This window comes from Billgrantia montanilacus (genome assembly GCF_003336675.1).
GTDB lineage: Bacteria > Pseudomonadota > Gammaproteobacteria > Pseudomonadales > Halomonadaceae > Halomonas > Halomonas montanilacus.
Genome location: NZ_QPII01000003.1, coordinates 212,029 through 238,079 on the forward strand (window position 1 = coordinate 212,029; position 26,051 = coordinate 238,079).

Genomic DNA, 26,051 nt, shown 5'->3' on the forward strand with positions numbered 1-26,051 from the left:
CGCAACGAACAGAAGGAGACCTTCCATGAGCAACAAGGCAGTCATCAATACCGACAAGGCACCCGCCGCCATCGGCCCCTACTCCCAGGCGATCAAGGCTGGCAATACCATCTACCTCTCCGGTCAGATTCCCCTTGATCCGGCCACCATGGAGCTGGTCTCCGACGACTTCGAGGCCCAGGCCCGGCAGGTCTTCACCAACCTCAAGGCCGTCTGCGAAGAGGCTGCCGGCTCGCTGGGTGAAATCGTCAAGCTCAACCTCTACCTGGTCGACCTGGGCAACTTCGCCATCGTCAACCAGGTAATGGAGGAGTTCTTCGATAAGCCCTATCCGGCCCGCGCCGCGGTGGGCGTCAAGGCGCTGCCCAAGGGCGCCCAGTTCGAGGCTGAAGCCGTTATGGTCATCGGCGACTAGGAAAGGCGGACTCGCTACTGCGCTCGAGATCCTTTTCGGCTTTAATGGGGTTCGACCCTATGCGACTCTTCCTGGCCCTGACCCCGCCGCCCGAGCTGCGCAGGCGGCTCGGTGAGCTGGCGGACTTCGCCCACGCCCGCTGCGGCGGGCGACGCATGCCGGACGAGAGCCTGCACCTGACGCTCGCCTTTCTCGGCGAGGTGGAGGAGGCGCAGGCCCTCGAGCTCGCCGAATGGGTGCAGGGCCTTGCCATCGCGCCCGGCGAGTGGCGCCTCGATGGTTGGGGCTACTTCAAGCGCCCCGGTATCGTCTGGGTCGGGAGCCAGGCATCCGCCCCGGCGCTGGCAGAGCTGCAGCACGAACTCTGGCAAGGCCTGGAGGCCCGCGGCCTGACCGGCCGTCCCGACCGGTTCGTTCCCCATGTCACCCTGCTGCGACGGGCCAGCACAAGCCAGCGGCACGATCTTCCCCCCATCGACCTGGCATGGTCGTATAATCAGCTTGAGCTGATCCAATCCTTCACCGATGAGCGCGGGGCACGTTACCGCACCCTGGCCGTATCGCCAGGATGAGCTTTCAAGGCGGAAGCGCACCATCAATTGGCTCGCTAATTATTGGCGCACAAGAAAAAGGAGAACACGTTGCTTCGCGCAAGGACACTAATTGCTCGACTCTTCGCCTGCCTGGCAATGGCGGGTAGCCAAGCCGGCCTGGCCGATCTCTATGTTGCCGGCGGTGCCACCAGCGAATCGACCGCGGCCCTGCGCATCGAACTCGACACCATGGTCGGGCTCGAGCGCCTGCACCCGCAGCTCGACCTGCGCCTGGCCACCGGCCTGCTACTGCTATCCAGTCGCGAGAAGGACGCCAACGCCGCCTGGCTGCTGACCCCGGCACTGCGCTATACCTTCGCCGGGCAACGCAGCGCATTCATCGAGGCAGGCATCGGTGGCGCCCTCTTCCTCAATACACGACACGAGTCGCGGGAGCTCTCCACCGCCTTCCAATTCCAGGACCGCATCGCGGCGGGCCTGCCGCTAGGCGGTGGAGAGCTGGCACTGAGCCTGTCCCACTACTCCAACGGCGGCATCAAGCGACCCAACGATGGCTTCGAGGTGTTGGCCCTGGGCTATCGCTGGGCACTTTGATGCCACATGCGACCGGCGAACCGATCTAGACCGGCTCGGGCAGGAAGCCGCCCTCTTTCATCACCTGGCTGTAGCCGTCACGGTAGCTGGGGTAGCGGAAGGTGTAGCCCGTCTCGAGCAGGCGGGTGTTGTCGCAGCGCTTGCTGGCACGCTTGCGCAGCGGCGCCTGGATCACTTCGGTGGGCTCCACCTTGAGTTTCCCTGCCATCCAGGCCATCACGTCATAGAGCGGGTCCGGGGCGCAGTCGCTGCCCAGGTAGAGGTCCTCCAGCGGCTTTCCTGCCTCGCTGAGTTCGATCAGATGCTTCAGCACGCCGGCACAGTCGTCGCGATGGATGCGATTGGAGTACATGGGCGGGGTCGCAGGCGCAATGCGGCCTTCCAGTACCTGGCGGATAAGGCGGTCACGGCCCGGGCCATAGATGCCGGAAAAACGCACAGCCGTACCGGGTATCGGGCTATCATGCAGAGCCTGTTCCGCCTCCCGCATCAATACGCCGGAGAAGCCGGGTGCCTCGGCAGGGCTCTCTTCGTTCACCAGCTCGCCTTCCTTCTGGCTGTATACACTGGTGGATGAGACGAACAGAATTCGCTGAGGGGCGCTATCGCGCCCCTCGTAGGTGCGCAGCACCGCCTGGAGTCCATCGAGATAGGCGGCACGATAGGCGGCCTCCTCGAAGCGGTCGGCGCTGAGCACATAGACCACGAAGTCGGCATTGGGCAGCTTGGCCAAGGCGGCTTCGTCGCTGAGGTCCAGCGCCAGGGGCTCGATGCCGCTGCCCTCCAGCGCCGCTACGCCGCGTCGGGCGCCGATAACCCGATGGCCGGCCGCGATCAACTCGCCGCCCAGCACCATGCCGATATCGCCACAACCTAGAATCAGTGTCGTTTTCTTCACCTTTCTCTCGCCCCCTGATAAAAAGTCCCTATTGAAATCCATACATCTATCGTCCGAGAGGATGCCCGGCGGGCACCAACCATGACTCTAACAGAACTTCGCTATATCGTAACCTTGGCTCAGGAGCGCCACTTCGGCCGCGCCGCCGAACGCTGCTTCGTCTCCCAGCCAACCCTGTCGGTGGCGGTCAAGAAACTCGAGGAGGAGCTGGGGGTGGCACTCTTCGAGCGCTCCAAGTCCACCGTTCAGGTGACCCCCATGGGCGAGAGGATCGTCGAGCAGGCCCAGCGCGTGCTGGAGCAGAGCAGCGTGATCAAGGAGCTGGCCAATGCCGGCAAGGACCAGTTAGCGAGCCCGCTGCGCATCGGCGCCATCTACACCATCGGCCCCTATTTGTTCCCGCATCTGGTCCCGGCACTGGCACGCAGCGCACCGCAGATGTCGCTCTATATCGAGGAGGGTTTCACTGCCAGCCTGAGACACAAGCTGCGGAGCGGTGAGCTCGACGCCATCATCATCGCGCTGCCGTTCAACGAGACCGATGTCGTCACCAAGCCGCTCTACGACGAGGAATTCGAGGTGCTGATCCCCGCTGATCATGCCTGGGCGCAGCGCGAGCACATCGACAAGGAAGACCTCCTCAGCGAGCGCCTGCTGTTGCTGGGTGAGGGGCACTGCTTCCGTGACCAGATCCTCGAGGCATGTCCGGCCATCAGCCACAAGCTCAACAGTCCGAACAATACCCTGACGGCAGAAGGGGGTTCCCTGGAGACCATCCGTCATATGGTGGCCTCCAAGCTCGGCATTACAGTACTGCCCCGCTCGGCCATCGGTACCGTCCATTACGAGACCGGGCTGCTCACCAGCCGACCGTTCAGCGCCCCGGCACCCTCGCGCACCGTGGCCATCGCCTGGCGTGCCAGCTTCCCTCGACCGCGCGCCATCGACGCCGTGACCAATGCCATCACACAGTGTCATGAGGCACTCCCCGAGACGGCATGAACGCTGACATGAACGCACTCGACGCGCCGGTCACCTCTCTCAAGGGCGTTGGCGAGGCGCTGGTGCTGAAGCTGGCCCGGCTGCGCGTGGCATGCGTGGCGGACCTGCTCTTCCACCTGCCGCTGCGCTATCAAGACCGTACCCGCATCACGCCCATCGGCACCCTGCGTGCCGGACACGAGGCCGTGGTGGAGGGGGAGGTCATGGCCAGCGAAGTGGTGCGCGGTCGGCGTCGCAGCCTACTGGTGCGGCTTCGAGACGGCTCGGGCATCCTCAGCCTGCGCTTTTTCCACTTTTCGCCGGCCCAACAGCAACAATTCCATCCAGGCGCGAGGATACGCGCCTTCGGTGAGGCTCGAGCCGGCGCCACCGGACTCGAGATCTATCATCCCGAGTATCGGCTGCTGAGCGACGACGCCCCGCCGGTGGAGGATCACCTGACTCCGATCTATCCCACCACCGAAGGGCTGCACCAGACGCGACTGCGCGCGCTGATCGAGCAGGCGCTGGCACAGCTCGACGCCGCCCCCGGGGCGCTGCCCGACTGGCTACCCGACTCGCTACGACAGCGCTTCGGCCTGCCCGAGCTGCACCACTGCCTGAAGGTGCTGCATCAGCCACCGCCGGATGCCAACCCCGAGCAGTTGGCCAGCGGCATGCACCCCGCCAGCCGACGGCTGGCCCTTGAAGAGCTGCTCGCCCACCGCCTCAGCCTGCGCGAGGTCCGCCTGCGCATCCAGCAGGACGGCGCCCCGGCACTGCCCAGCGGGCGCGGTCTGCAGACGCGCTTCCTCACCCAGCTGCCCTTCTCGCTGACCGGCGCCCAGCGTCGAGTCCTCGACGAAATCGGCGCCGACCTGGCCCGCGAGGTACCCATGCTGCGCCTGGTCCAGGGCGACGTGGGCTCGGGCAAGACGGTGGTGGCGGCCATGGCCGCACTGTCGGCCATCGCCGGCGACTGCCAGGCGGCGATGATGGCTCCCACCGAGATCCTGGCCGAACAGCATTACCGTACCTTCCGCGCCTGGTTCGAGCCGCTCGGCATCGATGTGGCATGGCTGGCCGGCAAGCTCAAGGGCAAGACACGGCTGGATACCAAGGCGGCCATCCAGGACGGGCGTGCGCGCATGGTGGTGGGGACCCATGCGCTGTTCCAGGGCGACGTTCACTTCCAGCGCCTGGGCCTCGCCATTGTCGACGAACAGCACCGCTTCGGCGTGCACCAGCGCCTGGCGCTACGCGAGAAGGGCGAAGCCGGCGGCCTGACCCCCCACCAGCTGGTGATGACCGCTACGCCGATCCCCCGCACCCTGGCGATGAGCGCCTATGCCGACCTGGATGTTTCCGTGATCGACGAGCTGCCCCCCGGGCGCACCCCGGTCAAGACGGTGGTGGTTCCCGACGAGCGCCGGCCCGACGTGGTGGCACGCATCCGCCATGCCTGCGCCGAGGGCCGCCAGGCCTACTGGGTCTGCACCCTGATCGAGGAGTCCGAAGCCCTGCAGTGCCAGGCCGCCGAGGCGACCCACGCAGAGCTCGGCGAGGCGCTGCCCGAACTAGCCATCGGTCTGGTCCACGGGCGCATGAAGGCGACGGAGAAGGCCGCGGTGATGGATGCCTTCAAGGCCGGCGAGCTCGACCTGCTGGTGGCCACCACGGTGATCGAGGTCGGGGTCGATGTGCCCAACGCCAGCCTGATGATCATCGAGAACCCGGAGCGGCTGGGACTATCGCAGCTTCACCAGCTCCGCGGCCGGGTCGGGCGGGGCTCCACCGAGAGCTTCTGCGTACTGCTCTACCATGGCCCGCTGTCGGCCCACTCCCGGGAACGGCTCGGCGTCATGCGCGAAACCACTGATGGCTTCCGCATCGCCGAGAAGGATCTGGAGCTGCGCGGCCCCGGCGAAGTACTGGGCACCCGCCAGACGGGACTCGCCCAGATGAAGATCGCCGACCTGGAGCGCGACGCCGACCTGCTGGAACGAGTCTCGCCGCTGGCCGATGCGCTGCTCGCCAGCCACCCCGAGGCCAGCCAGCCGTTGATTCGCCGCTGGCTGGGCGAGCAGGCGGGGCGGTACGGGCAGGTGTGATGCCCGTCTGTCGCTGGATGTTGGTCGAAGAATGCTGATGATGAATGCTGACGGGGAATGGCTGATACGAGCGGCACCGCTAGGCTATGTACGAAAAGTCGGCGAGCGATGGTCAGGCAAGGCAAAAATCGGCGAAAAAAGGACCGGGCTCGCGTTCGAGTTTACGGGGTGTAAATGAGCATGTTGAGCCGCTTTTTAACGCCGCATGGCCAAGCGCAGGCAGTTTTCGTACAAAGCCTAATGACGCGATGTCCGTGCGCCATTGTCAGGATGGTGAGTGGCGGCCTACAAGTGCTTCAACAGCTTCTGCAGCTTGTTGAGGTCGCTGGAGTCTCCGACCAGGCGAACGTTACCGGCCATCATGCCGTCGAGGAAGGCTTGCTGGGTCGGCTTGCGAAGCACCTTGATGGCGGTGGCCTCGTCCTCGAAACGCAGCTCCAGGTCGAGATCCACGGGAAGGCCCGACCCCGCATGAATGCCCTTGGGGGACATGCGGTAGTGCCGTGCGATGGAGAGATTCTCGGTGGCGATACCCCAGTCGAGGCTACGCATCTCGGTCAGGGTTTCGCGAAAGCGCGGCTTGCGGCGCAGGGCGCGCTTGAGCAACAAGCCCAGCAGCCACAGCATGAGTCGCAGCTTCATGGCGAATCCGCTTCAAACAGGAACAGGAAGAAACCGCGGCCTGCAATGAAGGCAGGCCGCGCCACGGAAGCACGCAGCGTGGCGTCAGCCCTTGCCGACAGCATCCTTGAGCCCCTTTCCGGGCTTGAAGGCCACGGTCTTGCTGGCCGGGATGGCCAGGGGCTGGCCCGTCTGCGGGTTCTTGCCGGTGCGGGCGGCTCGCTCGCGCACGGTGAAAGTCCCGAAACCGATCAGTGAGACGTCCTGTCCCTGAGCCACGCTACCGGTGATCTCGTCGAGAATGACGTTGAGCACCTGGCTCGCTTTGTCCTTCGAAAGTTCCGCACGCTCGGCAATTGCCGCAGCAAGTTCTGGTTTGCGCATAAAGCCCCTCCTGGTTTTGGCTAAATCCCGACGCTGGGCGCCGGTGTGTTGTTATTCGCGCGATCGATTCATGCAGCATGAACCGCCTGCCGCTTCCGGGTATGAAGCCCCTGATGTACTACGTATGAAACCCTTGCCCCCGGAAAACGTCCATGCGAGGTGATGCTGTCGCCAGCTGCAGGCCATATGACCCGCAGTGTCGCCGACGTCACTAGCCTAGCAACGGCGGTGTGGCTCGCGCCAGCTCAACTTTCCGACGCACGCAGCTCCCTGTCAACGCAAAACCGATCAAACGTTCGTCTTGTGTCTCGGCAAAGGCCGCCAGATCACGGCCTTCCCCTTCGATTCGCCAACGCGCCGGTGCCCGGGTCGGCGGCAGTGCCACGACAGGCAGCAGCGGTGTCTTGACCAGTATCGGCCAGGCCCCGAAGGCCACCTCGCAAGGCTCGCCGGTCAATGTTCGCCCCAGCGCCTTGGCGCTGGCCTGAAGCGGCTGTACGTACATGGCGTTGACCCCGTCGACGCAGGCCACGTCCCCCAGGGCGTATACCGCGGGTGCCGACGTCGCCAGCCGGCGATCCACCAGGATGCCTGCCGCGCCGACCTCGATGGCTGCCGACGCGGCTAGTTCCGTCCGCGGACGCAGCCCGGTGGCCACCAGCACCAGGTCGGCCTCAAGCCGGCTTCCGTCGCTGAGCGTGATTCCGATAGCGCTGCCGACGCTTTCCAGCGCTGCCAGGCTGCGTCCCAGCGTCAGCGTCATGCCGGCTTCGACGAAGGCCTCCCCCAATGCACGCCCCAGCGGCTCCGGCAGCAGTCGTGGCAGCGGTGCACTCTCCGGCGCCACCAGGGTGATTTCGTGCCCGCCGGCGATCAGGTCGTTGGCGAATTCGCAGCCCACCAGGCCCGCACCAACGATGGCCACGCGGGCCCGGCGGCCCAACGTCTCCAGCGCAGCGTGGAATCGACGGTAGTCGTCGAGGTCGTTGATCGTGAAGACACGCCCGGCCACTGTTTCGGGAATCTTGAAGGGCACCGCCGGTGCCGCCCCGGTAGCCAGTACCAACTCGCTCCAGGGCAGACGCTCCTCACCGATGAGCAGCGCACGCGCCTGAATGTCGATACCCTCCACCCGGGTATGGGTGCGCATCACCACTCCCAGCTGGTCGGCCGCTTCCAGCGCCGAGCGGGTGGCCAACCGAGTGGGCGGCAGACCCTTGGCGAAGCCGGTGGAGAGCAGCGGCTTGGCGTAGTCATCGCCGCTATCGGCGGTGATCAGGGTGATGGGGCGCGCCGTATCCCGGGCGCGCACCTGCCGGGCCAGGCCAAGGCCCGCCATGCCGGAGCCGACAATGATCAGGGGAGCGGTCATGAAACTCCTTGCCGTATCACGGGGCTGGCACGCGTTCGATACCGCCCACTACAGGGAATCGAGTCAGAACCGCATGTTACACTATGCGCCCCTCGATCGACCTGGAGAGCAAGGTGACCCGGAGACATGCGGTGCGCCACGACCCCACCCGCTTGACCCCGAAAGCCGTAAGCTGGCGGCCGCTGGCGGCTGGCCAGCCGGCCATGAGCCCGGCCTGGTGGGCCTGGGTCGCCTCGCGGGATTCCCTCACCGCCCGGTTGATCGAGGCCGGTGGCGAGAAGGCCTTCCGCGTGCGCCTGCTCGACCAGCGCCCGGGGCGGCCACGCCCCGACGAGGCCAGGGCCCTGGGCCTGCCCCTCGGTCGCCTCGCCTGGCTTCGCGAAGTGGCGCTCTGCCTGGACGAACGCCCCTGGGTGGTGGCGCGCTCGGTGGCGCCGCTTGCGCAGCTGCGTGGGCAACGCCTCGACCGGCTCGGGGAACGCTCGCTGGGGAGCTGGCTGTTTCGACAGCCGGGTCTGGAGCGCAGCCCCATCGAAGTGACGGCCTCCCCGCCCCCTTTCCATTGCCAGAGCGGCCCCTGGGGCCGCCGCTCGGTATTTCGCCACGGTCGCTTCGCCGTTCTGGTGCAGGAGTTCTTCCTCGACGCCATGGCGGATGAACTGGCGCTGCCTTCACGTTAGGATGAGCGCCATCGATTGAGGAGGCTCCGATGGACCGATCCCTGCTGCATCCCACCGGCCTGGCCCGCGTGCCCGACTTCCTGCACCTGATGCGTCTGGACCGCCCCATCGGCACCTGGCTGCTGATGTGGCCCACCCTCTGGGCGCTGTGGGTAGCTGCCGAGGGCATCCCTGGGCGCAACGTACTGCTGATCTTCATCGCCGGCGTCTACCTGATGCGGGCGGCCGGCTGTGTGGTCAACGACTACGCCGACCGTCACTTCGATGGGCACGTCAAGCGGACGAAGAACCGCCCCCTGGCCACCGGTCGCATCAGCGAGCGCGAGGCCCAGGTGCTGTTCGTGATGCTGGTGCTGGCGTCCTTCGTACTGGTGCTGTTCACCAACCTGTTCACGGTGATGCTGTCGCTGGTCGGGGTGGTGCTGGCCTTCATCTATCCGTTCATGAAGCGCTACACCCACCTGCCCCAGGTCTTCCTCGGTGCCGCCTTCTCCTGGGCGATTCCCATGGCCTTCGGCGCCGTGCTGGGCCACGTGCCGGTGGAGGCCTGGCTGCTGTTCTGCGCCAATGTGGCCTGGACAGTGGCCTACGATACCGAGTACGCCATGGTCGACCGCGACGACGACCTGCGCATTGGTATCAAGTCCACCGCCGTGCTGTTCGGCCGCGCCGACCGGCTGATAATCGGCCTGCTGCAGGGGGCCACCCTGGCACTGCTGGCCTGGGTCGGCCTGCGCCTGGGGCTGGGTCTATTCTTCTGGCTGGGCCTTGCGGCCATGGCGGCCACCTTCGTGCATCAGCAGACCCTGATTCGTACTCGGGATCGGGATCGCTGCTTCCAGGCATTCCTCAACAACCACTGGTCGGGCCTGCTGGTCTTCGCCGGCATCGCTCTCAGCCTCTGGCCCATCCTGAACGGCTGAGCCTCGCTCCGCGAGGCGTCAATCACGTATCATCAACCTGACGTTAACGACAGTATAGTTTGATTTTATAAACCTTTTTTCCGGTCCATCCTGTAGGCACAACGCGGGTGAACAACATCCGACAGGCAGCAGAGGACAGGACCATGTACGAGGTCGATACCCAACAAGCCACAACCTCATCCGCCGGCCGCGAAGCGGCAGCGGGGCATCCGGGGCTCAATCGGCACCTGTGGATGCCGTTCAGCTCCAACCGTGATTTCCACGCCAATCCGCGCATGATCACCGGCGCCGAAGGCCGCTACTACGTCGATGACCGGGGTCGGCGCCTGTTCGACTCGCTGTCGGGTCTCTGGACCAGCGGTGCGGGACACAACCGGATGGAGATCCAGCAGGCGGTGAGCCGCCAGCTGGGCAGCCTGGACTTCGCGCCGGGCTTCCAGGTCGCCCACCCGCTGGCCTTCGAACTCGCCGAGAAGGTGGCGAGCCTGACCCCTGCCGGCCTCGACCACGTCTTCTTCACCAACTCCGGCTCCGATGCCGCCGACACCGCGGTGAAGATGGCCAGGGCCTACTGGCGGCTCAAGGGCCGCCCGGAGAAGACCCGGTTGATCGGCCGGGCCAAGGGCTACCACGGCGTCAACGTCGGCGGCACCAGCCTCGGCGGGATCGGCGGCAACCGCAAGCACTACGGGCAGCTGCTCGACGTGACCCACCTGCCCCACACCCTGCAGCCCCACCTCGCCTTCACCCGTGGCCAGGCCGAGAGCGGCGCCGAGCTCGCCGATGCCCTGCTCGACCAGATCGCCCTGCACGACGCCTCCAATATCGCGGCAGTCCTCGTCGAGCCCATGTCGGGCTCCGGCGGCGTCATCGTACCGCCGAAAGGCTATCTCGAACGACTCCGCGAAATCTGCAGCGCCCATGACATCCTGCTGATCTTCGACGAGGTGATTACCGCCTTCGGCCGCAGCGGTGCGACCACCGGTGCCGAGGCCTTCGGCGTGACGCCGGACATGATGAATATCGCCAAGCAGCTCACCAACGGTGCGGTGCCCATGGGCGCGGTGATCGCCTCCGGCGAGATCTTCGATACCTTCATGCACGCTGGCGGGCCCGAGCACGCCATCGAATTTCCCCACGGCTACACCTACAGCGCCCACCCGGTGGCCTGTGCCGCCGCCCTGGCCTCCCTCGACCTGCTCGAGCGGGAGGACTTCCCCGGCCAGGTTCGCGCCATTGCCCCGGTGTTCGAGGAGAAGCTCCACGCCCTCAAGGGTCGGCCCCACGTGGTGGATATCCGCAACCACGGGCTGGCCGGTGCGATTCAGCTGGCCCCACGTGACGGTGATCCCACCGTGCGGCCCCGCGACGCCCACCTGGCGCTCTGGCAAGCGGGGTTCTATGTGCGCTACGGCGGCGACACCCTGCAGTTCGGCCCGCCATTCGGCTCGACGGAAGCGGAGCTCGAGCGGCTCTTCGACGCCGTGGCCACGACCCTCGATTCCCTGACTTGAAGCCTAGCCACAAGGAGCGCCCGATGGACCTCGTTTCCCACCTGATCAACGGTGAAAAGTGCCACAGCCCCAACACCCTGCCGGTGACCAATCCCTCCACCGGCGAAACCGTTCGCCAGGTGGCGAACGGTGACCAGGCCACGGTCGAGCAGGCCATAGCCGCAGCACGGGCGGCCTTTCCCGCCTGGCGCGACACCCCGCCGGCCAAGCGCGCCCAGGTGATGTACCGTTTCAAGCAGCTGCTCGAGACCCACGCCGACCGCCTGGTCCAGCTGATCAGCGAAGAGCACGGCAAGACCCTGGAAGACGCCATGGGTGAGCTCAAGCGCGGCATCGAGAACGTCGAGTACGCCTGTGGCGTGCCGGAACTGCTCAAGGGCGAGTACTCCCACAATGCCGGCCCCGGCATCGATGCCTGGTCCAACTTCCAGCCGCTGGGGATCGTCGCCGGCATCACGCCGTTCAACTTCCCCGCCATGGTCCCGCTGTGGATGTATCCCATGGCCATCGCCTGCGGCAATGCCTTCATTCTCAAGCCCTCAGAGAAGGACCCCACGTCGACACTCGCCGTGGCCGAGCTGCTGCACGAGGCCGGCCTGCCCAACGGGGTGATCAACGTGGTACACGGAGGCCGCGAGACTGTCGAAGCGCTGCTGGACGCCCCCGACGTCAAGGCGATCTCCTTCGTCGGCTCCACTCCCGTGGCCGAGGCGATCTATACCCGCGGCAGCGCCAACGGCAAGCGCGTCCAGGCCCTGGGTGGCGCGAAGAACCACGCCGTGGTCCTGCCGGATGCCGATCTGGAGAACGCCGCCATTACCCTGATGGGAGCCGCCTACGGCAGCTGCGGTGAGCGCTGCATGGCGATCTCCGTGGCGGTCTGTGTGGGTGACGAGACCGCCGATCGCCTGGTGGAGACGCTGCTGCCCAAGATCGCCGGTCTGAAGGTCGGTGCCGGCACCGAGCGCGGCCTCGACATGGGCCCCCTGGTCACCGCCGAGCATCGCGACAAGGTACTCGGCTATATCGAGGACGGCGTCGCCTCGGGCGCCCAGCTCGTTGCCGATGGACGCGGGATCAAGGTGGCGGGGCACGAGGATGGCTACTTCGTCGGCGGCTGCCTGTTCGACCGGGTGACCCCCGAGATGCGTATCTACCGGGAAGAGATCTTCGGCCCGGTGCTCTGCGTGGTTCGCGTCGCCAGCCTCGACGAGGCCATGGCGTTGATCAATGCCCACGAATACGGCAACGGTACTTGCCTGTTCACCCGGGATGGCGAAGCCGCACGACGCTTTGCCGATGGCATCGAGGTCGGCATGGTCGGCATCAACGTGCCGCTGCCGGTACCGGTCGCCTACCACAGCTTCGGCGGCTGGAAGCGTTCGCTGTTCGGCGACCTGCACGCCTACGGTCCCGACTCGGTGCGCTTCTATACCCGGCGCAAGGCCGTTTCACAGCGTTGGCCCTCGAGCTTCGAGGCCAGTTCGGCGGAGTTCTCCTTCCCCTCCAGCGGCAGCTGAATCACGCCGGTCGCTTGAGCCGATGCACGACTGAACCAAGGCACCACCGCTATTGCTGTGGTGCCTCCTTGTGTATGCTTAGGATTACGGAATGATTGATCGGTTATCCAGGACGGCTGCAAGGTGCTCCCATAGATGGCAAGAAAACAGGATGATATTAGACGCCAGAACAGGGAAAAGATCTTGCTTGCCGCCGAGTGCATCTTCGCCGAAAAAGGTTACGCTGGCGCCTCCATGGGCGATATCGCCAAGCTGGCCGACCTCCCCAAGTCCAACGTCCATTACTACTTTTCCACCAAGGAAGCACTGTACCGTGCCGTGCTGCTGGAGCTGCTGGAGGTGTGGAAGCAGGATGCGCTCTGTTTCGAGCTCTATGACGATCCTCGCATCGTGCTCTCCACCTATATCCGCGCCAAGATGCAGCATTCACGCAACCGGGCCCATGGTTCCAAGGTGTGGGCGGCGGAGGTCATGCAGGGCGCCCCCATTCTCCAGACAGACCTTCGCGATAATCTCTACGAGTGGGCCAAGCTCAAGGAGGCCAAGATCCGTGAATGGATCGAGGCCGAACGGATCCTGCCGGTGGAGCCTTCGCATCTGCTGTACATGATCTGGGCTTCGACCCAGCACTACGCCGACTTCGACTATCAGATCGCCCTGCTGAACGACGACCGCCCGCTGGACGATATCCAGTTCGAGAAGGCGGTGCAGTCGGTGACCTCGGTCATCCTGCGGGGAATCGGCCTGACACCGTGAACAGTGCCAGGCCGCTGGCTCAGCTCGCCACCCGGTAAGGGTTGCGCGGATCCTCGTTCCAGCTCATGTAGGGCTTGCCGGTCTCCTGGGGCACCATGGTGATGCAGTCCTGTACCGGGCAGGTGATCTGGCACAGGTTGCAGCCCACGCACTCCTCCTCGATCACCTCGTAGCGCCGGGCGCCACTGGCATCGACCAGCTTGGCGATCGACTGGTGCGAGGTATCCTCGCAGGCGATATAGCACCGCCCGCACTCGATGCACTTGTCCTGGTCGATATGGGCAATGGTCTGGAAGTTCATGTCCAGGTGCTTCCAGTCGGTGGTGTTGGGAATGGCCTTGCCGGAGAAGTCGGCAATCGTGCGGTAATCCTTCTCCGCCATCCAGCGTGACAGGCCGTCCTTCATCTCCTCGACGATACGAAAACCGTGCAGCATGGCGGCGGTGCATACCTGCACGCTACCGGCGCCCAGGGCGATGAACTCCGCGGCGTCCCGCCAGTTGGAAATGCCACCGATCCCGGAAATGGGTAGATCGCGGGTGGCGGCGTCGCGGGCAATCTCGGCGACCATGTTCATGGCGATGGGCTTGACCGCGCTGCCGCAATAGCCGCCGTGGGTGCTCTGGCTGCCCACGGTGGGCCTGGCCACCATGGCATCGAGATCGAGGCTGGTGATCGAGTTGATGGTATTGATCAGCGACACGGCATCGGCCCCGCCGCGCAGGGCAGCCTGGGCGGGGGCCCGAATGTCGGTGATGTTGGGGGTGAGCTTCACGATCACCGGCTTGGGGTAATACTGCTTGCACCAGCGGGTGACCTTCTCGATCAGGTCCGGGTTCTGGCCCACCGCGGCGCCCATGCCGCGCTCCGGCATACCGTGGGGGCATCCCAGGTTGAGCTCGATGCCGTCGGCGCCGGTGGCTTCCACCAGCGGCAGGATGTGTTTCCAGGCCGCTTCCTCGCAGGGCACCATGATCGACACGACCAGCGCCCGGTCCGGCCATGCCTTCTTGACCGCGGCGATCTCGCGCAGGTTGATCTCGAGGGAGCGGTCGGTGATCAGCTCGATGTTGTTAAAGCCCAGCACCTCGCGATTCTTGCCGAAGTGCGCCGAGTAGCGCGACGAGACATTGACCGCCGCCGGGTCCTCGCCGAGGGTCTTCCAGACCACACCTCCCCAGCCCGCCTCGTAGGCACGTACCACGTTGTAGGCCTTGTCGGTAGGCGGCGCCGAAGCCAGCCAGAAGGGATTGGGCGCCTTGATGCCGGCGAAGTCGACGCTGAGGTCGATACCGTTGAACCCGTTTGAGAAAGTCGTCATGCGGCCTCCTGCTTGGCCATCAGGGCCTGGTGGATCGCGTGGGCGGCAAGCTTGCCGTGCTGTACGGCCTGTACCGTGAGGTCCTGGCCCGGTGCGACGCAATCGCCGCCGGCATAGACCCGGGGAAGCGAGGTCTGGAAGTTGCCGTCGACCTGAATGCGTTCGCCATCCCGGGCGAGCTGTGCCGCCAGCGGGTCGGTCAGACTGTCCGCGTCGAATCCCTGGCCAATGGCCTTGAAGACACCGTCCGCGGCGATATCGAGGGTTTCGCCGGTACCGACCAGCCGACCACCGTCCTCCCGCGTCTTCTCGAAGCGCATGCCGGCCACCCTGCCTTCCCCATCGAGCAATACCTCCAGGGGTTTGGCCCAGGTCATCATGCGCACCCCGTTGGCCCTGGCGATCTCCTGCTCATGGCCGGTGGCCGACATGGACTCGACGCCCCGGCGATAGACCAGGGTCACCTCCTCGGCACCCAGCCGGGCCATCTGCGTCGCCATGTCGATGGCGGTGTTGCCGGCACCGATCACCACGCAGCGCCGGGCCAGCGGCAGGTCGGCGAGCTCCTCTGCCTGACGTAGCTCCCTGATGTAGTCCACAGCAGGCATGAGGCCCGGCGCGTCCTCGCCGGTCAGCCCCAGCCTTCGACTGGCGCCCAGGCCCAGCCCCAGGAAAACGCTGTCGTACTCGTCACGCAGCTGCTCGAGACTGAGGTTGTCGCCCAGCCGCTGGCCATAGCGAATCTCGATGCCGCCGATCTCGAGCAGGAACTCCACCTCCCTGCGGGCGAAATCATCCGTCATCTTGTAGCGGGCGATGCCGAACTCGTTGAGGCCACCGGGCTTGGCCTCGGCTTCGAAGAGGCTCACCCGGTGACCGAACATCGCCAGGCGATGGGCGCAGGCCAGCCCCGCCGGACCAGCCCCCACCACTGCCACGCGACGCCCGCTATCCGCCGCGCGCTGGAAGGGGTGTTGCTCGAACTGCATGTTGTCGGTGGCATGGCGCTGGAGCAGGCCGATCAGCACCGGCTGGCACTCGGCATCGTGGTTACGCACACAGCTCTGCTCGCAGAGAATCTCGGTCGGACAGACCCGGGCGCAGCTTCCGCCCAGGATGTTCTGTTCGAGGATGGTGTGAGCGGCGCCGTTGATATTGTCCTCGCTGATCTGGCGAATGAAGCGCGGGATGTCGATATCCGACGGGCAGGCCTCGATGCAGGGGGCGTCGTAGCAGTAAAGGCAGCGCTGGCTTTCGATGATTGCCTGGCGCTCGGTGAGCGGAGGATGCAGGTCACTGAAGTTGTCGGCAAGCGCCTGTGGCGTCGCCCCGGGGTTATCCGCCACGCGGGGTAGATGGTCGAGATAGTGGGTCACGGTCGTGGCCTCTCATGGTGGTTTCGCATCTTGTTGTCATCACCGCCTCGCTGTCGCGGGCGGTGTGTGGCCGCACCTTGCGGGATCAGGCCCGCTGTACGGGCTTGGGTGCATTGAGCTCTGCCCGACGCTCGAGCAGCTCGAACACGCCAGGGTAGGCCGGGCGTTCCAGGTAGCGTCCGACGCCTCGTTCGGCACGCAGCTCGCCATCGCACCACACCCATTTACCCTGGCTCACGGTATGCCGGGGGATGCCTCGCACCGTCTTGCCCTCGAAGATGTTGAAGTCGACGTTCTGATGGTGGGTCGTGGCAGAGATGGTGCGGGTGCCATCGGGGTCCCACACCACCAGGTCGGCATCGGAGCCCACCTGCACCGCTCCCTTGCGCGGATAGAGATTGAAGATCCTGGCGGTGTTGGTGGAGGTCAGGGCGACGAATTCCTGCTTCGACAGCTTGCCGCTGTTGACCCCCTCCTCCCATAGCACCGCCATGCGGTCCTCGACCCCGGCGGTGCCATTGGGAATCTTGGTAAAGTCTTCCCTGCCGGCAGCCTTCTGCTCGGCACAAAAGCAGCAGTGGTCGGTGGCGGTGGTCTGAAGGTTACCGGACTGCAGGCCTTGCCAAAGCGCCTCCTGGTGGCCCTTGGGCCGGAATGGCGGGCTCATCACATGGGCGGCGGCTCGCCCCCAGTCGGTATCCTGATAGACGCTATCGTCGAGCACCAGATGGCCGGCCAGGCACTCGCCATAGACCGGATGACCCTGCTGGCGGGCATAGGCGATCTCGTCGACGGCGTCCTTGGTGGAGACGTGCACCAGGTAGATCGGCGCCCCGAGGGTGCTGGCGATGCGAATCGCCCGGCTGGCGGCTTCTCCCTCTACCTGGGGCGGGCGCGACAGGGGGTGGGCCTCCGGCCCGGTCATGCCCTCGGCCAGCAGCTTCTGCTGCATGTGGTAGACCAGCTCGCCGTTCTCCGCATGCACCGTGGGCACTGCGCCGAGTTCCAGGCAGCGCGAGAAGCTCTGCACCAGGATGTCATCGGTGGCCATGATGGCTCCCTTGTAGGCCATGAAGTGCTTGAAGCTGTTCACTCCATGTTCACGCACCAGGGCTCCCATCTCCTCCCTGACACTGTCATCCCACCAGGTGATGGCAACGTGGAAGGCATAGTCGCAGGCGGCTTTTTCCGCCCAGCCTCGCCAGATATCAAAGGCCTCCAGTAACGACTGCCCGGGGCTCGGGATCACGAAATCGATGATCGAGGTGGTGCCGCCGGCCAGCGCCGCCGCCGTGCCGGTATAGAAATCCTCGCTGGCCACGGTGCCCATGAAGGGCAGTTGCATATGGGTGTGAGGATCGATGCCGCCTGGCATGACATACATGCCCTCGGCGTCGATGACATCGCCGCCCGGCGGCGCATCGAGACGGTTGCCGATGGCTTGAATCTTGCCGTCTTCACAGAGGACGTCGGCGCGGTAGGTGTCGCAGTCGGTGACCACGGTGCCACCGCGAATCAATAGGCTCATGGTGCGTCTCCTGGTGTCGGGATCATTCGCCGTCGGTCAGTCGGGCGTAAGCATCCGGGCGGCGGTCGCGGAAGAACTGCCAGTTGTTGCGCACCTCGCGCACCATATCCAGGTCGATCTCATGGATGAGCAGCTCATCCTCCCTGTCGCTGGCCTGGGCCTCGATCTGGCCGCGGGGGTTGACGATGTAGCTCGAACCATAGAACTCCCCGATGTTCCATGGCGCTTCGGTACCGACCCGGTTGATGGCAGCGATGAAGCAGCCGTTGGCCGCGGCCGACGCGGGTTGTTCGAGTTCCCACAGATACTGGGAGAGGCCGGCTACGGTGGCGGAGGGGTTGAAGATCACCTCGGCGCCATTCAAGGCGAGCGCACGCCACCCTTCGGGGAAGTGGCGGTCGTAACAGATGTAGACGCCGATCTTGCCGTAGGCGGTATCGAAGACCGGCCACTCGGACTTGCCGGGCTTGAAGTAGAACTTCTCCCAGAAACCGGCAACCTGCGGGATATGCGTCTTGTGATACTTGCCGAGATAACTGCCGTCGGCATCGAACACCGCCGCAGTGTTGTAGTAGATGCCGGTCACCGTTTCCTCGTAGACCGGCACGACCATCACCATGCGGTGCTTGGCGGCCAGCTTCTGCATCAGTTGGCAGGTCGGCCCCTCGGGCACCCGTTCGGCAGCGGCATACCACTTGGGATCCTGGCTGGGACAGAAATAGGGCTGATTGAAGACCTCCTGGAAGCACAGGACCTGCACACCGGCATCCGCCGCTTGCTGGATCAGCGGCAGGTGGGCCTCGTTCATGGCATCGCGAATCGCCGCGGGTTCCAGGTCGGTACTCGCCTTCAGGCCCATCTGTATCAGGCCGATTTTCATTTTCTGCATGATCACTTACCCAAGGTTGTGTTTGTTGTCGGGCTCATGCGACTGGGCACGACGTCGGCGAGAGCCAAGGTAAAATTCAGAAAACAATAAAGCTGTCACTTCAGTCAGCTTTTTCAAAACTAGTCGGTGATCGGGGCTCCTTCAAGATCTTTTTCATCGCCAACGGGAGCTTGAAGCAACCTATTGTTTTCAAAGAAAAACAAGAATTCTCCCTGTCACTGAGCTTCATTATGGTGAGGCTTTGCTTCAGGGTGGTGCCTCTAGCAATTCTTTTTAAATCAATAAAAACAACAATTTATTTTACATACCTCACGTATTTTATTAGCTCGTTAACAAATCTTGAACCATTATGAAACTTGACTAGCCTGACATGAAGCGTGAAAACGACGTCGTTCAGTCCGGCTTCCATCGACCTCATTAAATCCTGTCGATTTCGTCAGCTTTTTGAGCTATCGAGTTGGTGATGACCTTGAAAAAGCGCATCCGAAGAGGAAAAAGGTCACTCTAGGGAGGGAGATTCAAGGGAAATGACATAACTTGGGCACGCTTATTGCTTGCTGCTCGGTAGGGCTACCGGCAGTTCATGAACCCATCTAGTGACGTGGAGAACAACAATGACCACCAAGTCATCAAGGATGCTGGACAAGCAGGGCTTGATCGAACTCGAGGAAGGCGAAGACGTTCGTGACAGTCCTCGTTTCAATGCGGATATTGCACCCACCAAGGCGCACGAGCGCACCTGGTCGAAATGGAACATTGCCGCTCTGTGGGTGGGTATGTCGATCTGCGTGCCGACCTATACTCTTGGCGGTGTCTTGACCGCCTACTTCGGGCTCAGCGTTGGTGAGGCGCTGCTTGCGATCCTGCTGGCGAATGTCATCGTGTTGATTCCCCTTACCCTCAATGCATTCCCCGGCACCAAGTTCGGCATTCCCTTCCCCGTGGTGCTGCGCTCATCATTCGGAATTCTCGGCTCCAACGTACCCTGCCTGATCCGGGCGCTGGTCGGCTGCGGCTGGTTCGGCGTGCAGACGATGTTCGGGGGCCTTGCCATCCACCTGTTGCTGTCGACGATCGTTCCCCCCTGGCAGGCGCTGGGAGGGATCGGCGAAGTCATAGGCTTCTTCATCTTTGGTGCCATGAACCTCTATGTGGTGATCCGCGGCGCCGAATCGATCAAGTGGCTGGAGACACTGGCAGCCCCGCTGCTGCTGGCGGTTGGAATCGGATTGATGTTCTGGGCCTGGCCACACATGTCGATGACCGAGCTCTTGCTGCAGCCGCCATCCCGCCCCGAAGGGGCGCCGGTCTATGGCTACTTCTTCGCCGGCCTGACGGCCATGGTCGGCTTCTGGGCTACTTTGTCGCTCAACATTCCCGATTTCAGTCGCTTCGCCAAGAGCCAGAAAGACCAGATCGTCGGCCAGGTGCTGGGCCTACCATTGACCATGTTCTTCTTCGCTGCCCTTGGTGTGGTCATGACAGCGGCCTCGGAATCGCTGGTCGGCCAGACCGTCGCCGACCCGGTCAGCCTGATCGGCATGATCAACAATCCGTTCTGGGTCAGCCTCGCCATGGTAATGATCATCATCGCCACTATCTCGACCAATACGGCGGCCAATATCGTATCGCCAACCAATGATTTCCAGAACGTTGCGCCACGCTACATCGACCACACTCGCGGCGTTCTGATCACCGGGGCATTCGGGGTGGCGTTGATGGGCTACGACCTGATGCAGAAGGCGGGGATCCTCACCTCCGGCGTATCCCTCGAGAGCATGTACTCCAATTGGCTGCTGGGATATTCCAGCTTGCTGGGACCAATCGCCGGCATCATGGCGGTTGACTACTTCCTGATCAAGCGCCAACGACTCGACGTGCCGAGCCTCTATCAGGACGGGAAGGCTTATCCCGCCATCAACATTGCCGGATTTATCGCTTTCGGCATACCCGTCTCGCTGACCCTGCTATCGCTGACCACCGGCACCATGTTCTGGTTCTACGACTATGGCTGGTTTACCGGCTCGATTCTTGGCGCCGTGATCTACTACGTAGCCAGCCTGGCGCTCTCACCGGTCAGCCAGACCGTGCAGGCGACCGCCATCGACGTAGAGCGGCGGCTGTAGCAAGAGCGAGCGGCCTGGCGCCACTTGCCAGGCACTCGCTGGCACATCAGTGGCGGTGCCGATGCAGTAGCTCCCCTGCATCGGCACCGCCATCGCCTGCGCTCTGGACCCGCACATGGATGTCGACCTCTCCCCGCTCGGCAAACGTCAGGGTTAGCGGAAAGCTATCCCCCTCGCGCAGCGGTGCTGTCAAGTCGCTCAGCATCAGGTGATGCCCGCCACCCGGGCGCATGGTCAGCAAGGTGCTGGTCGGCACTTCGATCTCATCCACCGGAAACATGCGCATGACGCCGCCTTCCATGGCCATGTCATGAAGCTCGACGGTCTCGCTGGCGGGCGTGCTCGCCCCCACCAATGCGTCCGACTCGCCGCTGGCGATGGAGATATCCACGTAGACCGCGGCATGATCGACGCTGGGAGGAGACGGTGTCGCGAAGGGGTGGGTGATGATCAGGTCATCCAGCCGATACTCCTGTGCCATGGCCGGACCGGCCATCGACAGAGCGGCAGCCAGCATCAGCAAAAACATGAAACGCATGGTGAAATCCTTGTGCTGCTTGCGAATACACTCAGACATCCGTGAGGGTAGCAGTTCCCTGACGCTGCCTGCCCGGTTCAGGGGGTTGGCAGGCCCCGATAGTGGCTGTTCCACATCAGCACCGCACCGGCCACGGCGCCGGGAAGCAGGAAGAGGTTGGCCAACGGTATCCAGGTGATCAGCGTAACCCAGGCACCGTAACTCAGCGTCGGCCAACGGCGTGACGACAGACGACGCCGCATGTCGGCGAAACTGACCTTGTTGTTGTCCATGGGATAGTCGAGATAGGTGATGGCCATGATCCAGGCGGAGAAAAGGAGCCAGAGCAGTGGTGCGATCAGGTTGAGGGCGGGAATCCAGCTCAACGCGAACAGCAACGCCATCCTGGGGAGGATATAGCCGAGCTTGACCAGTTCGCGGCCCAGTGCATCCACCGCCGTCCTGGCCAACCCCCTGTCGTCCAGCGGCGGCCGCCCGGTGGCCACCACCTCTACCTTGGCGGCCAGGAAGCCATAGAAGGGGGCGGCTATCAGGTGCGTCACCAGGGTAAAGGTGAAAAAGACGATCAACACCAGACTGACCACGAACAGTGGCCAGATCAGCCAGGAGAGCCACTCCAGCCAGCCCGGGACCATGGCCATCCAGGTGTCGAGCCAACCGCCGAAACGGGCGACCACGTAGTAAAGCATGAGGCCGTACACCATCAGGTTGATGCCGATCGGCACGAAGACGTAACGGCGCATGCCCGGCGCGTAGGCCAGCCGAGTACCACGTACCAGGGCCGTGAAGGCATCCAGCATCGGTTTTTCCTCGTGGTGAGAGGGGTGAAGGCAAGCGAGTACCCCGGCGACAGGTTGTCGCAAGGCTGGAGCAAGGGGGACCTTGCCGTATAAGATGGCGCACAGGCGCGCTGCAGCGCAATATTAATCAACGCTTTTCCGACTTGAACCAACCACCGACAACAACAAGCCGAGCAGACGACACTCATGACCGACCTCGACGACGTGCCCGCTCCCCAGGGACAGCTGACGCTCAAGCTACTGGCCTCTCGCCAGGACACCAATCTCTTTGGCGACATACCCGGCGGCTGGCTGGTCAGCCACATGGACCAGGCAGCCGAACTGGCAGCCGGTCGGGAGGCCCATGGCCGCACCGCCACCGTGGCCATCGAAACCATGGATTTCCTGTGCCCGGTTCGGGTGGGGTCGACCGTCAATATCTTTACTGCCGTACGCGAGATTGGCCATAGCTCGGTCAAGATCGACGTGGAAGTCTGGATCCGCCAGCCCCATGAGCGCGATGGGGATGAGCTCCACAAGGTCACCGAGGCCCGCTTCGTGATGGTGGCACTCGACGACAAGGGGCGGATCCGCGCGGTTCACCAGCCGGGCTGAGCCAAGCGGCACCCAAACGCGACAGGGACGCCGTATGGCGTCCCTGTTCGGTTACCCCTTATGATCAGTCCGTGAGGTTATCGCGAGTCTTGAGGTAGTGGAATTCACCCACGTCGTGGAACGGACGCACCAGCTCCTGGAAGGCCTGATAGGATTCGTAGACCTTGGCGGAATCCGGATCGCTCTCCACCTGATTCTGAATGACCTGCTGCGAGGACTCGTAGAGCGCCTGCATGACGTCCTCGGGGAAACTGCGCAGCTGCACACCATGCTCTTCCACCAGGGTATCCAGCGCCTGGGCGTTGCGATAGGCGAACTCGCTGGTCATTGCCAGGTTGGAGGCACGGGCCGCTTCGGTCACTACCGCCTTGAGATCGTCAGGCAGGTCATTCCAGGCATCCAGGTTGACGGTACCCTCCAGCACGGCGGAAGGCTCGTTCCACGGCGAGGTGTAGTAGTAATCGGCGACCTGGTGCAGGCCGAAAGCCATGTCATTATAGGGGCCAACCCAGTCGGCGGCGTCGAGCACACCGGTCTGCATGGAGGTGAAGATCTCACCGCCCGCCATGTTGACGGTGGTGACACCGATGCCATTCATGGCTTCGCCAGCCAGACCGGGCAAGCGCAACTTGAGCCCCTGCATGTCCTCGAGCGAGTTGATCTCTTCCTTGAACCAGCCAGCCATCTGCGCACCGGTATTGCCCACGGGGAAGGGCTTGAGGTTGTGCTTGGCATAGACTTCATCCCACAGCTCCTGGCCGCCACCATGGTAAAGCCAGGCGTTGGTTTCGGTAGTGTTCATACCGAAGGGAACTGCCGTGAAGAACTGTGACGCGGCGACCTTGCCCCGCCAGTAGTAGGCGGCGGAGTGGCCCATTTCAGCGGTACCGGCGGCGACGGCATCGAAGACCTCCATTGCCGGCACCAGCTCACCGGCGCCGTGCACGCGTACACGCATGCGGCCGTTGGAGAGCGTCTCGATACGCTCGGCAAAGTCATTGGCACCAGTGCCCAGGGCGGGGAAGTTGGTCGGCCAGGAAGTGACCATGTCCCAGGTGATGGTCTCCTGTGCGCTGGCCGTGGATACGAAAGCGGCTGTTGCGACGCCGACGGCGCCGAGGCCGACGGTCTTGAGGCTGTTCTTGAGAAAATAACGACGTTGCATGGCGTACGTGACTCCGAGGGTGATTATTCTGATTCGCGTCTTGTATTGCGCGATGTGTCCGCCTGAGAGTATGCGTCAGCGTCGAATTGACCGGCAACCACGTCTTTTGACGTAGACGTCAACGTATCAGGGGAGCGCAGTAGTGTAGCGGTGTTTCCCTATAGGGGGGTCAGCTTGGCAAACCCCAGCACCAGCCACTTGTCACCCTCGCCTTCGAAGCTGACCTGGACCCGGGCGCGCTCTCCCTCGCCCTCGGCGTTGAGGATCACCCCTTCGCCGAACACCGGATGATGGACCCGCTGCCCCAGGCTGAGAGTGGGGAGCTCGCCGCCGCCATTGACCGAGGTCTGCCGCGAGAGCCCGACCGCGGGGCGCATGGCCGTGACCGGCCGGGAGATCTGTCCGCGCAGCCGTACCTCCTCCATGTACTCGTCGGGGATCTCGCGCAGGAAGCGCGAGGCGCGCTGGAAGGTCTCCTTGCCGTGCATACGCCGGATCTCGGCATAGGTCAGGTAGAGCTTGCGCATGGCTCGGGTCAGGCCCACATAGCAGAGCCGGCGCTCCTCCTCGAGACGCCCGGGCTCCTCCAGCGACATCTTGTGCGGAAACAGCCCCTCCTCGACTCCGGCGATGAACACCACCGGGAACTCCAGCCCCTTGGCGGAGTGCAGCGTCATCAGCTGCACGCAGTCCTCGAACTCGTCGGCCTCGTGCTCGCCAGAATTGAGCGCCGCCTCGGAGAGGAAGGCCTCCAGCGCCACGCCGCCCTCTCCCGTCTCCGGCGGCTTGAGCGCCTCGCCCTGGGTGAAGGCGCGGGCGGCGTTGATCAGTTCCTCGAGGTTCTCGACCCGCGCCTGCCCCTTCTCACCCTTCTCGCTGCGGTGGTGCTCGACCAGACACGAATGCTCGATCACATGGGCGATGATCTCGTGCAGCGACATGCCGGCGGTCTCGTTGTCCAGCCGCTCGATGAGGTCGGCGAACGCCTGAATGGCGTTGCCGGCTCGCCCCTTCAGCGACGCGTCGGCAAGCCCGTCATGCAGGGCCTGCCACAGCGTGACGTCGGCTTGGCGGGCTCGCTCACGCAGGATCTCCACGGTACGGGTGCCGATGCCCCGGGCCGGCACGTTGATTATGCGCTCCAGCGAGGCGTCGTCGTCGCGATTGAGCAACAGGCGCAGGTAGGCCAGGGCATTGCGGATCTCGAGCCGCTCGTAGAAGCGATGGCCCCCGTAAATGCGATAGGGCATCCCCTGGCGGATCAAGGTCTCCTCCAGCACCCGTGACTGGGCGTTGGAGCGGTAGAGAATGGCGATCTCGCGTCGATTGTACCCCTCGTCGACCTTCTCCTTGATGGTATCGACGATGAAGCGCGCCTCATCCAGGTCGTTGAAGCCGGCATAAAGCGAGATCGGCTCGCCGCGGCTGCCAGCCGTCCACAGCTCCTTGCCCATGCGATCGGCATTGTGGCTGATCAGCGCATTGGCGGCTTCGAGAATCGCGCTGGTGGAGCGGTAGTTCTGCTCTAGCCGAACGGTGCGAGTATCGCGAAACTCCTGCTCGAAGCGGCGGATATTCTCCACCCGCGCGCCGCGCCAGCCGTAGATGGACTGGTCGTCGTCGCCGACCACCGTCATCGGCGTCTTCATGCCGGAGAGCAGCTTGAGCCAGGCGTACTGCAGTGTATTGGTGTCCTGGAACTCGTCGACCAGCACATGGCCGAAGCGCTCCTGGTAGTGGGCCAGCAGCGCCGGGTTGTCGCGCAGCAGCTCCAGGCTGCGCAGCAGCAGCTCGCCGAAGTCGACCAGCCCGCCACGCTCGCAGGTCAGCTGGTAGCGCTCATAGAGATCCACCATCTGTGCCAGGTAGGCATCGCCATGGACATCCACCTGATGCGGACGCAGCCCCTCTTCCTTGCAGCCGGAAATGAATGACTGCACCTGGCGCGGCGGATAGCGCTCGTCATCGACGTGATTCTCCTTGAGCAGGCGTTTGACCAGGCGAAGCTGGTCATCGCTGTCGATGATCTGGAAGTGCTGGGGCAGGCGGGCGTCCTGCCAGTGGGTACGCAGCAGGCGATGGGCGATAGAGTGGAAGGTGCCGACCCAGACGTTGCGCAGCGACAGACCCAACAGCGCTTCCAGGCGGGTGCGCATCTCCCGAGCGGCCTTGTTGGTGAAGGTCACGGCGAGCACGGCATAGGGCGACAGGCCCTCGACCTGCATCAGCCAGGCGATGCGATGCACCAGCACCCGGGTCTTGCCGGAACCCGCCCCGGCCAGCACCAGCATGTTGCCCTGGGGGGCACTGACCGCCTCGTGCTGAGCCGGGTTCAACTGATCGAGAATCGCCGTGACGTCGTCCATGGAAAGGGTACTGCCGCTCGAAAAA

General features: G+C 64.0%; 24 protein-coding genes. 12 read left to right on the forward strand and 12 right to left on the reverse strand.

Annotated elements, in window-relative coordinates; all coding sequences use genetic code 11:
* The first annotated feature begins 25 nt into the window (after positions 1 to 25).
* From DU505_RS06395 to DU505_RS06405, 3 genes are all read left to right on the forward strand, one after another.
* On the forward strand, positions 26 to 415 hold the full coding sequence (locus tag DU505_RS06395; RefSeq protein ID WP_114478153.1) for a RidA family protein: 390 nt from the start codon (positions 26 to 28) through the stop codon (positions 413 to 415).
* Positions 416 to 474: 59 nt separating this feature from the next.
* Entirely contained in the window at positions 475 to 987 is a 513-nt protein-coding gene (gene thpR, locus DU505_RS06400; protein ID WP_114478154.1) for an RNA 2',3'-cyclic phosphodiesterase, read from the forward strand.
* Between the two features lie 69 nt (positions 988 to 1,056).
* On the forward strand, positions 1,057 to 1,563 hold the full coding sequence (locus DU505_RS06405; RefSeq protein WP_114478155.1) for an acyloxyacyl hydrolase: 507 nt from the start codon (positions 1,057 to 1,059) through the stop codon (positions 1,561 to 1,563).
* Positions 1,564 to 1,588: 25 nt separating this feature from the next.
* Here DU505_RS06405 and DU505_RS06410 read toward each other — a convergent pair whose 3' ends face one another.
* Entirely contained in the window at positions 1,589 to 2,461 is an 873-nt protein-coding gene (locus tag DU505_RS06410) for an NAD-dependent epimerase/dehydratase family protein (RefSeq protein WP_181872746.1), read from the reverse strand.
* Between the two features lie 81 nt (positions 2,462 to 2,542).
* Between DU505_RS06410 and DU505_RS06415 the strand changes: the two genes are divergently transcribed.
* Positions 2,543 to 3,463: a hydrogen peroxide-inducible genes activator gene (locus DU505_RS06415; protein ID WP_114478157.1), complete on the forward strand. Its 921-nt coding sequence runs from the start codon at positions 2,543 to 2,545 to the stop codon at positions 3,461 to 3,463.
* Positions 3,464 to 3,471: 8 nt separating this feature from the next.
* Positions 3,472 to 5,553 (forward strand): ATP-dependent DNA helicase RecG, encoded by a 2,082-nt coding sequence (gene recG, locus DU505_RS06420; RefSeq protein WP_114478158.1) that lies wholly within the window; start codon positions 3,472 to 3,474, stop codon positions 5,551 to 5,553.
* A 285-nt stretch (positions 5,554 to 5,838) separates the two neighbouring features.
* Here the strand turns inward: recG and DU505_RS06430 are convergent, their stop codons facing one another.
* The 3 genes from DU505_RS06430 to DU505_RS06440 all read right to left on the reverse strand — a co-directional run bounded on the left by DU505_RS06430 (position 5,839) and on the right by DU505_RS06440 (position 7,930).
* Entirely contained in the window at positions 5,839 to 6,195 is a 357-nt protein-coding gene (locus tag DU505_RS06430) for a hypothetical protein (protein ID WP_114478160.1), read from the reverse strand.
* A gap of 84 nt (positions 6,196 to 6,279) precedes the next feature.
* A complete protein-coding gene (locus DU505_RS06435; RefSeq protein ID WP_010625919.1) occupies positions 6,280 to 6,558 on the reverse strand; it encodes an HU family DNA-binding protein in 279 nt (92 codons plus the stop codon).
* Between the two features lie 211 nt (positions 6,559 to 6,769).
* Positions 6,770 to 7,930: an FAD-dependent oxidoreductase gene (locus DU505_RS06440; protein ID WP_114478161.1), complete on the reverse strand. Its 1,161-nt coding sequence runs from the start codon at positions 7,928 to 7,930 to the stop codon at positions 6,770 to 6,772.
* 113 nt (positions 7,931 to 8,043) lie between these two features.
* Here DU505_RS06440 and DU505_RS06445 point away from each other — a divergent pair, with 113 nt between their 5' ends.
* The 5 genes from DU505_RS06445 (at position 8,044) to DU505_RS06465 (ending at position 13,323) form a co-directional block, all read left to right on the forward strand.
* Positions 8,044 to 8,610 carry a chorismate--pyruvate lyase family protein gene (locus DU505_RS06445; RefSeq protein ID WP_245947792.1) on the forward strand — a complete coding sequence of 189 codons (567 nt, stop codon included), beginning with the start codon at positions 8,044 to 8,046 and terminating at the stop codon, positions 8,608 to 8,610.
* Between the two features lie 29 nt (positions 8,611 to 8,639).
* Positions 8,640 to 9,533 carry a 4-hydroxybenzoate octaprenyltransferase gene (gene ubiA / locus DU505_RS06450; RefSeq protein ID WP_114478162.1) on the forward strand — a complete coding sequence of 298 codons (894 nt, stop codon included), beginning with the start codon at positions 8,640 to 8,642 and terminating at the stop codon, positions 9,531 to 9,533.
* 143 nt (positions 9,534 to 9,676) lie between these two features.
* The gene (gene aptA / locus DU505_RS06455) at positions 9,677 to 11,047 is read left to right on the forward strand and encodes an omega-aminotransferase AptA (RefSeq protein WP_114478163.1); all 1,371 of its coding nucleotides are present in this window, start codon (positions 9,677 to 9,679) and stop codon (positions 11,045 to 11,047) included.
* A gap of 23 nt (positions 11,048 to 11,070) precedes the next feature.
* Positions 11,071 to 12,567, forward strand: a complete 1,497-nt coding sequence (locus DU505_RS06460) for a CoA-acylating methylmalonate-semialdehyde dehydrogenase (RefSeq protein WP_114478164.1) — start codon at positions 11,071 to 11,073, stop codon at positions 12,565 to 12,567.
* A 135-nt stretch (positions 12,568 to 12,702) separates the two neighbouring features.
* Positions 12,703 to 13,323 carry a TetR/AcrR family transcriptional regulator gene (locus DU505_RS06465; protein ID WP_043518641.1) on the forward strand — a complete coding sequence of 207 codons (621 nt, stop codon included), beginning with the start codon at positions 12,703 to 12,705 and terminating at the stop codon, positions 13,321 to 13,323.
* 19 nt (positions 13,324 to 13,342) lie between these two features.
* Here DU505_RS06465 and preA read toward each other — a convergent pair whose 3' ends face one another.
* The 4 genes from preA to DU505_RS06485 all read right to left on the reverse strand — a co-directional run bounded on the left by preA (position 13,343) and on the right by DU505_RS06485 (position 18,437).
* Positions 13,343 to 14,644, reverse strand: coding sequence for an NAD-dependent dihydropyrimidine dehydrogenase subunit PreA (preA, locus tag DU505_RS06470; RefSeq protein WP_114478165.1), 1,302 nt, complete (start codon positions 14,642 to 14,644; stop codon positions 13,343 to 13,345).
* A complete protein-coding gene (locus DU505_RS06475) occupies positions 14,641 to 16,020 on the reverse strand; it encodes an NAD(P)-dependent oxidoreductase (RefSeq protein ID WP_114478166.1) in 1,380 nt (459 codons plus the stop codon). Before DU505_RS06475 ends, preA begins: the two co-directional genes overlap by 4 nt.
* An 85-nt stretch (positions 16,021 to 16,105) precedes the next feature.
* On the reverse strand, positions 16,106 to 17,548 hold the full coding sequence (gene hydA / locus DU505_RS06480; RefSeq protein ID WP_114478167.1) for a dihydropyrimidinase: 1,443 nt from the start codon (positions 17,546 to 17,548) through the stop codon (positions 16,106 to 16,108).
* A 22-nt stretch (positions 17,549 to 17,570) separates the two neighbouring features.
* Positions 17,571 to 18,437, reverse strand: a complete 867-nt coding sequence (locus DU505_RS06485; RefSeq protein WP_114478168.1) for a nitrilase-related carbon-nitrogen hydrolase — start codon at positions 18,435 to 18,437, stop codon at positions 17,571 to 17,573.
* A gap of 614 nt (positions 18,438 to 19,051) precedes the next feature.
* On the opposite strand from DU505_RS06485, the gene DU505_RS06490 reads away from it, so the two are divergent.
* Positions 19,052 to 20,563 (forward strand): NCS1 family nucleobase:cation symporter-1, encoded by a 1,512-nt coding sequence (locus DU505_RS06490; RefSeq protein ID WP_114478169.1) that lies wholly within the window; start codon positions 19,052 to 19,054, stop codon positions 20,561 to 20,563.
* Between the two features lie 46 nt (positions 20,564 to 20,609).
* Here DU505_RS06490 and DU505_RS06495 read toward each other — a convergent pair whose 3' ends face one another.
* Entirely contained in the window at positions 20,610 to 21,101 is a 492-nt protein-coding gene (locus DU505_RS06495; protein ID WP_114478170.1) for a copper chaperone PCu(A)C, read from the reverse strand.
* Positions 21,102 to 21,178: 77 nt separating this feature from the next.
* Positions 21,179 to 21,901 carry a sulfate transporter CysZ gene (gene cysZ / locus DU505_RS06500; RefSeq protein ID WP_114478171.1) on the reverse strand — a complete coding sequence of 241 codons (723 nt, stop codon included), beginning with the start codon at positions 21,899 to 21,901 and terminating at the stop codon, positions 21,179 to 21,181.
* Positions 21,902 to 22,087: 186 nt separating this feature from the next.
* Between cysZ and DU505_RS06505 the strand changes: the two genes are divergently transcribed.
* Positions 22,088 to 22,495 (forward strand): acyl-CoA thioesterase, encoded by a 408-nt coding sequence (locus DU505_RS06505; RefSeq protein ID WP_114478172.1) that lies wholly within the window; start codon positions 22,088 to 22,090, stop codon positions 22,493 to 22,495.
* A 64-nt stretch (positions 22,496 to 22,559) separates the two neighbouring features.
* On the opposite strand, the gene DU505_RS06510 is transcribed toward DU505_RS06505, so the two are convergent.
* On the reverse strand, positions 22,560 to 23,660 hold the full coding sequence (locus DU505_RS06510) for a TRAP transporter substrate-binding protein (RefSeq protein WP_114478173.1): 1,101 nt from the start codon (positions 23,658 to 23,660) through the stop codon (positions 22,560 to 22,562).
* 158 nt (positions 23,661 to 23,818) lie between these two features.
* Positions 23,819 to 26,026, reverse strand: coding sequence for a DNA helicase II (gene uvrD, locus DU505_RS06515; RefSeq protein WP_114478174.1), 2,208 nt, complete (start codon positions 26,024 to 26,026; stop codon positions 23,819 to 23,821).
* Positions 26,027 to 26,051: the final 25 nt, after the last annotated feature.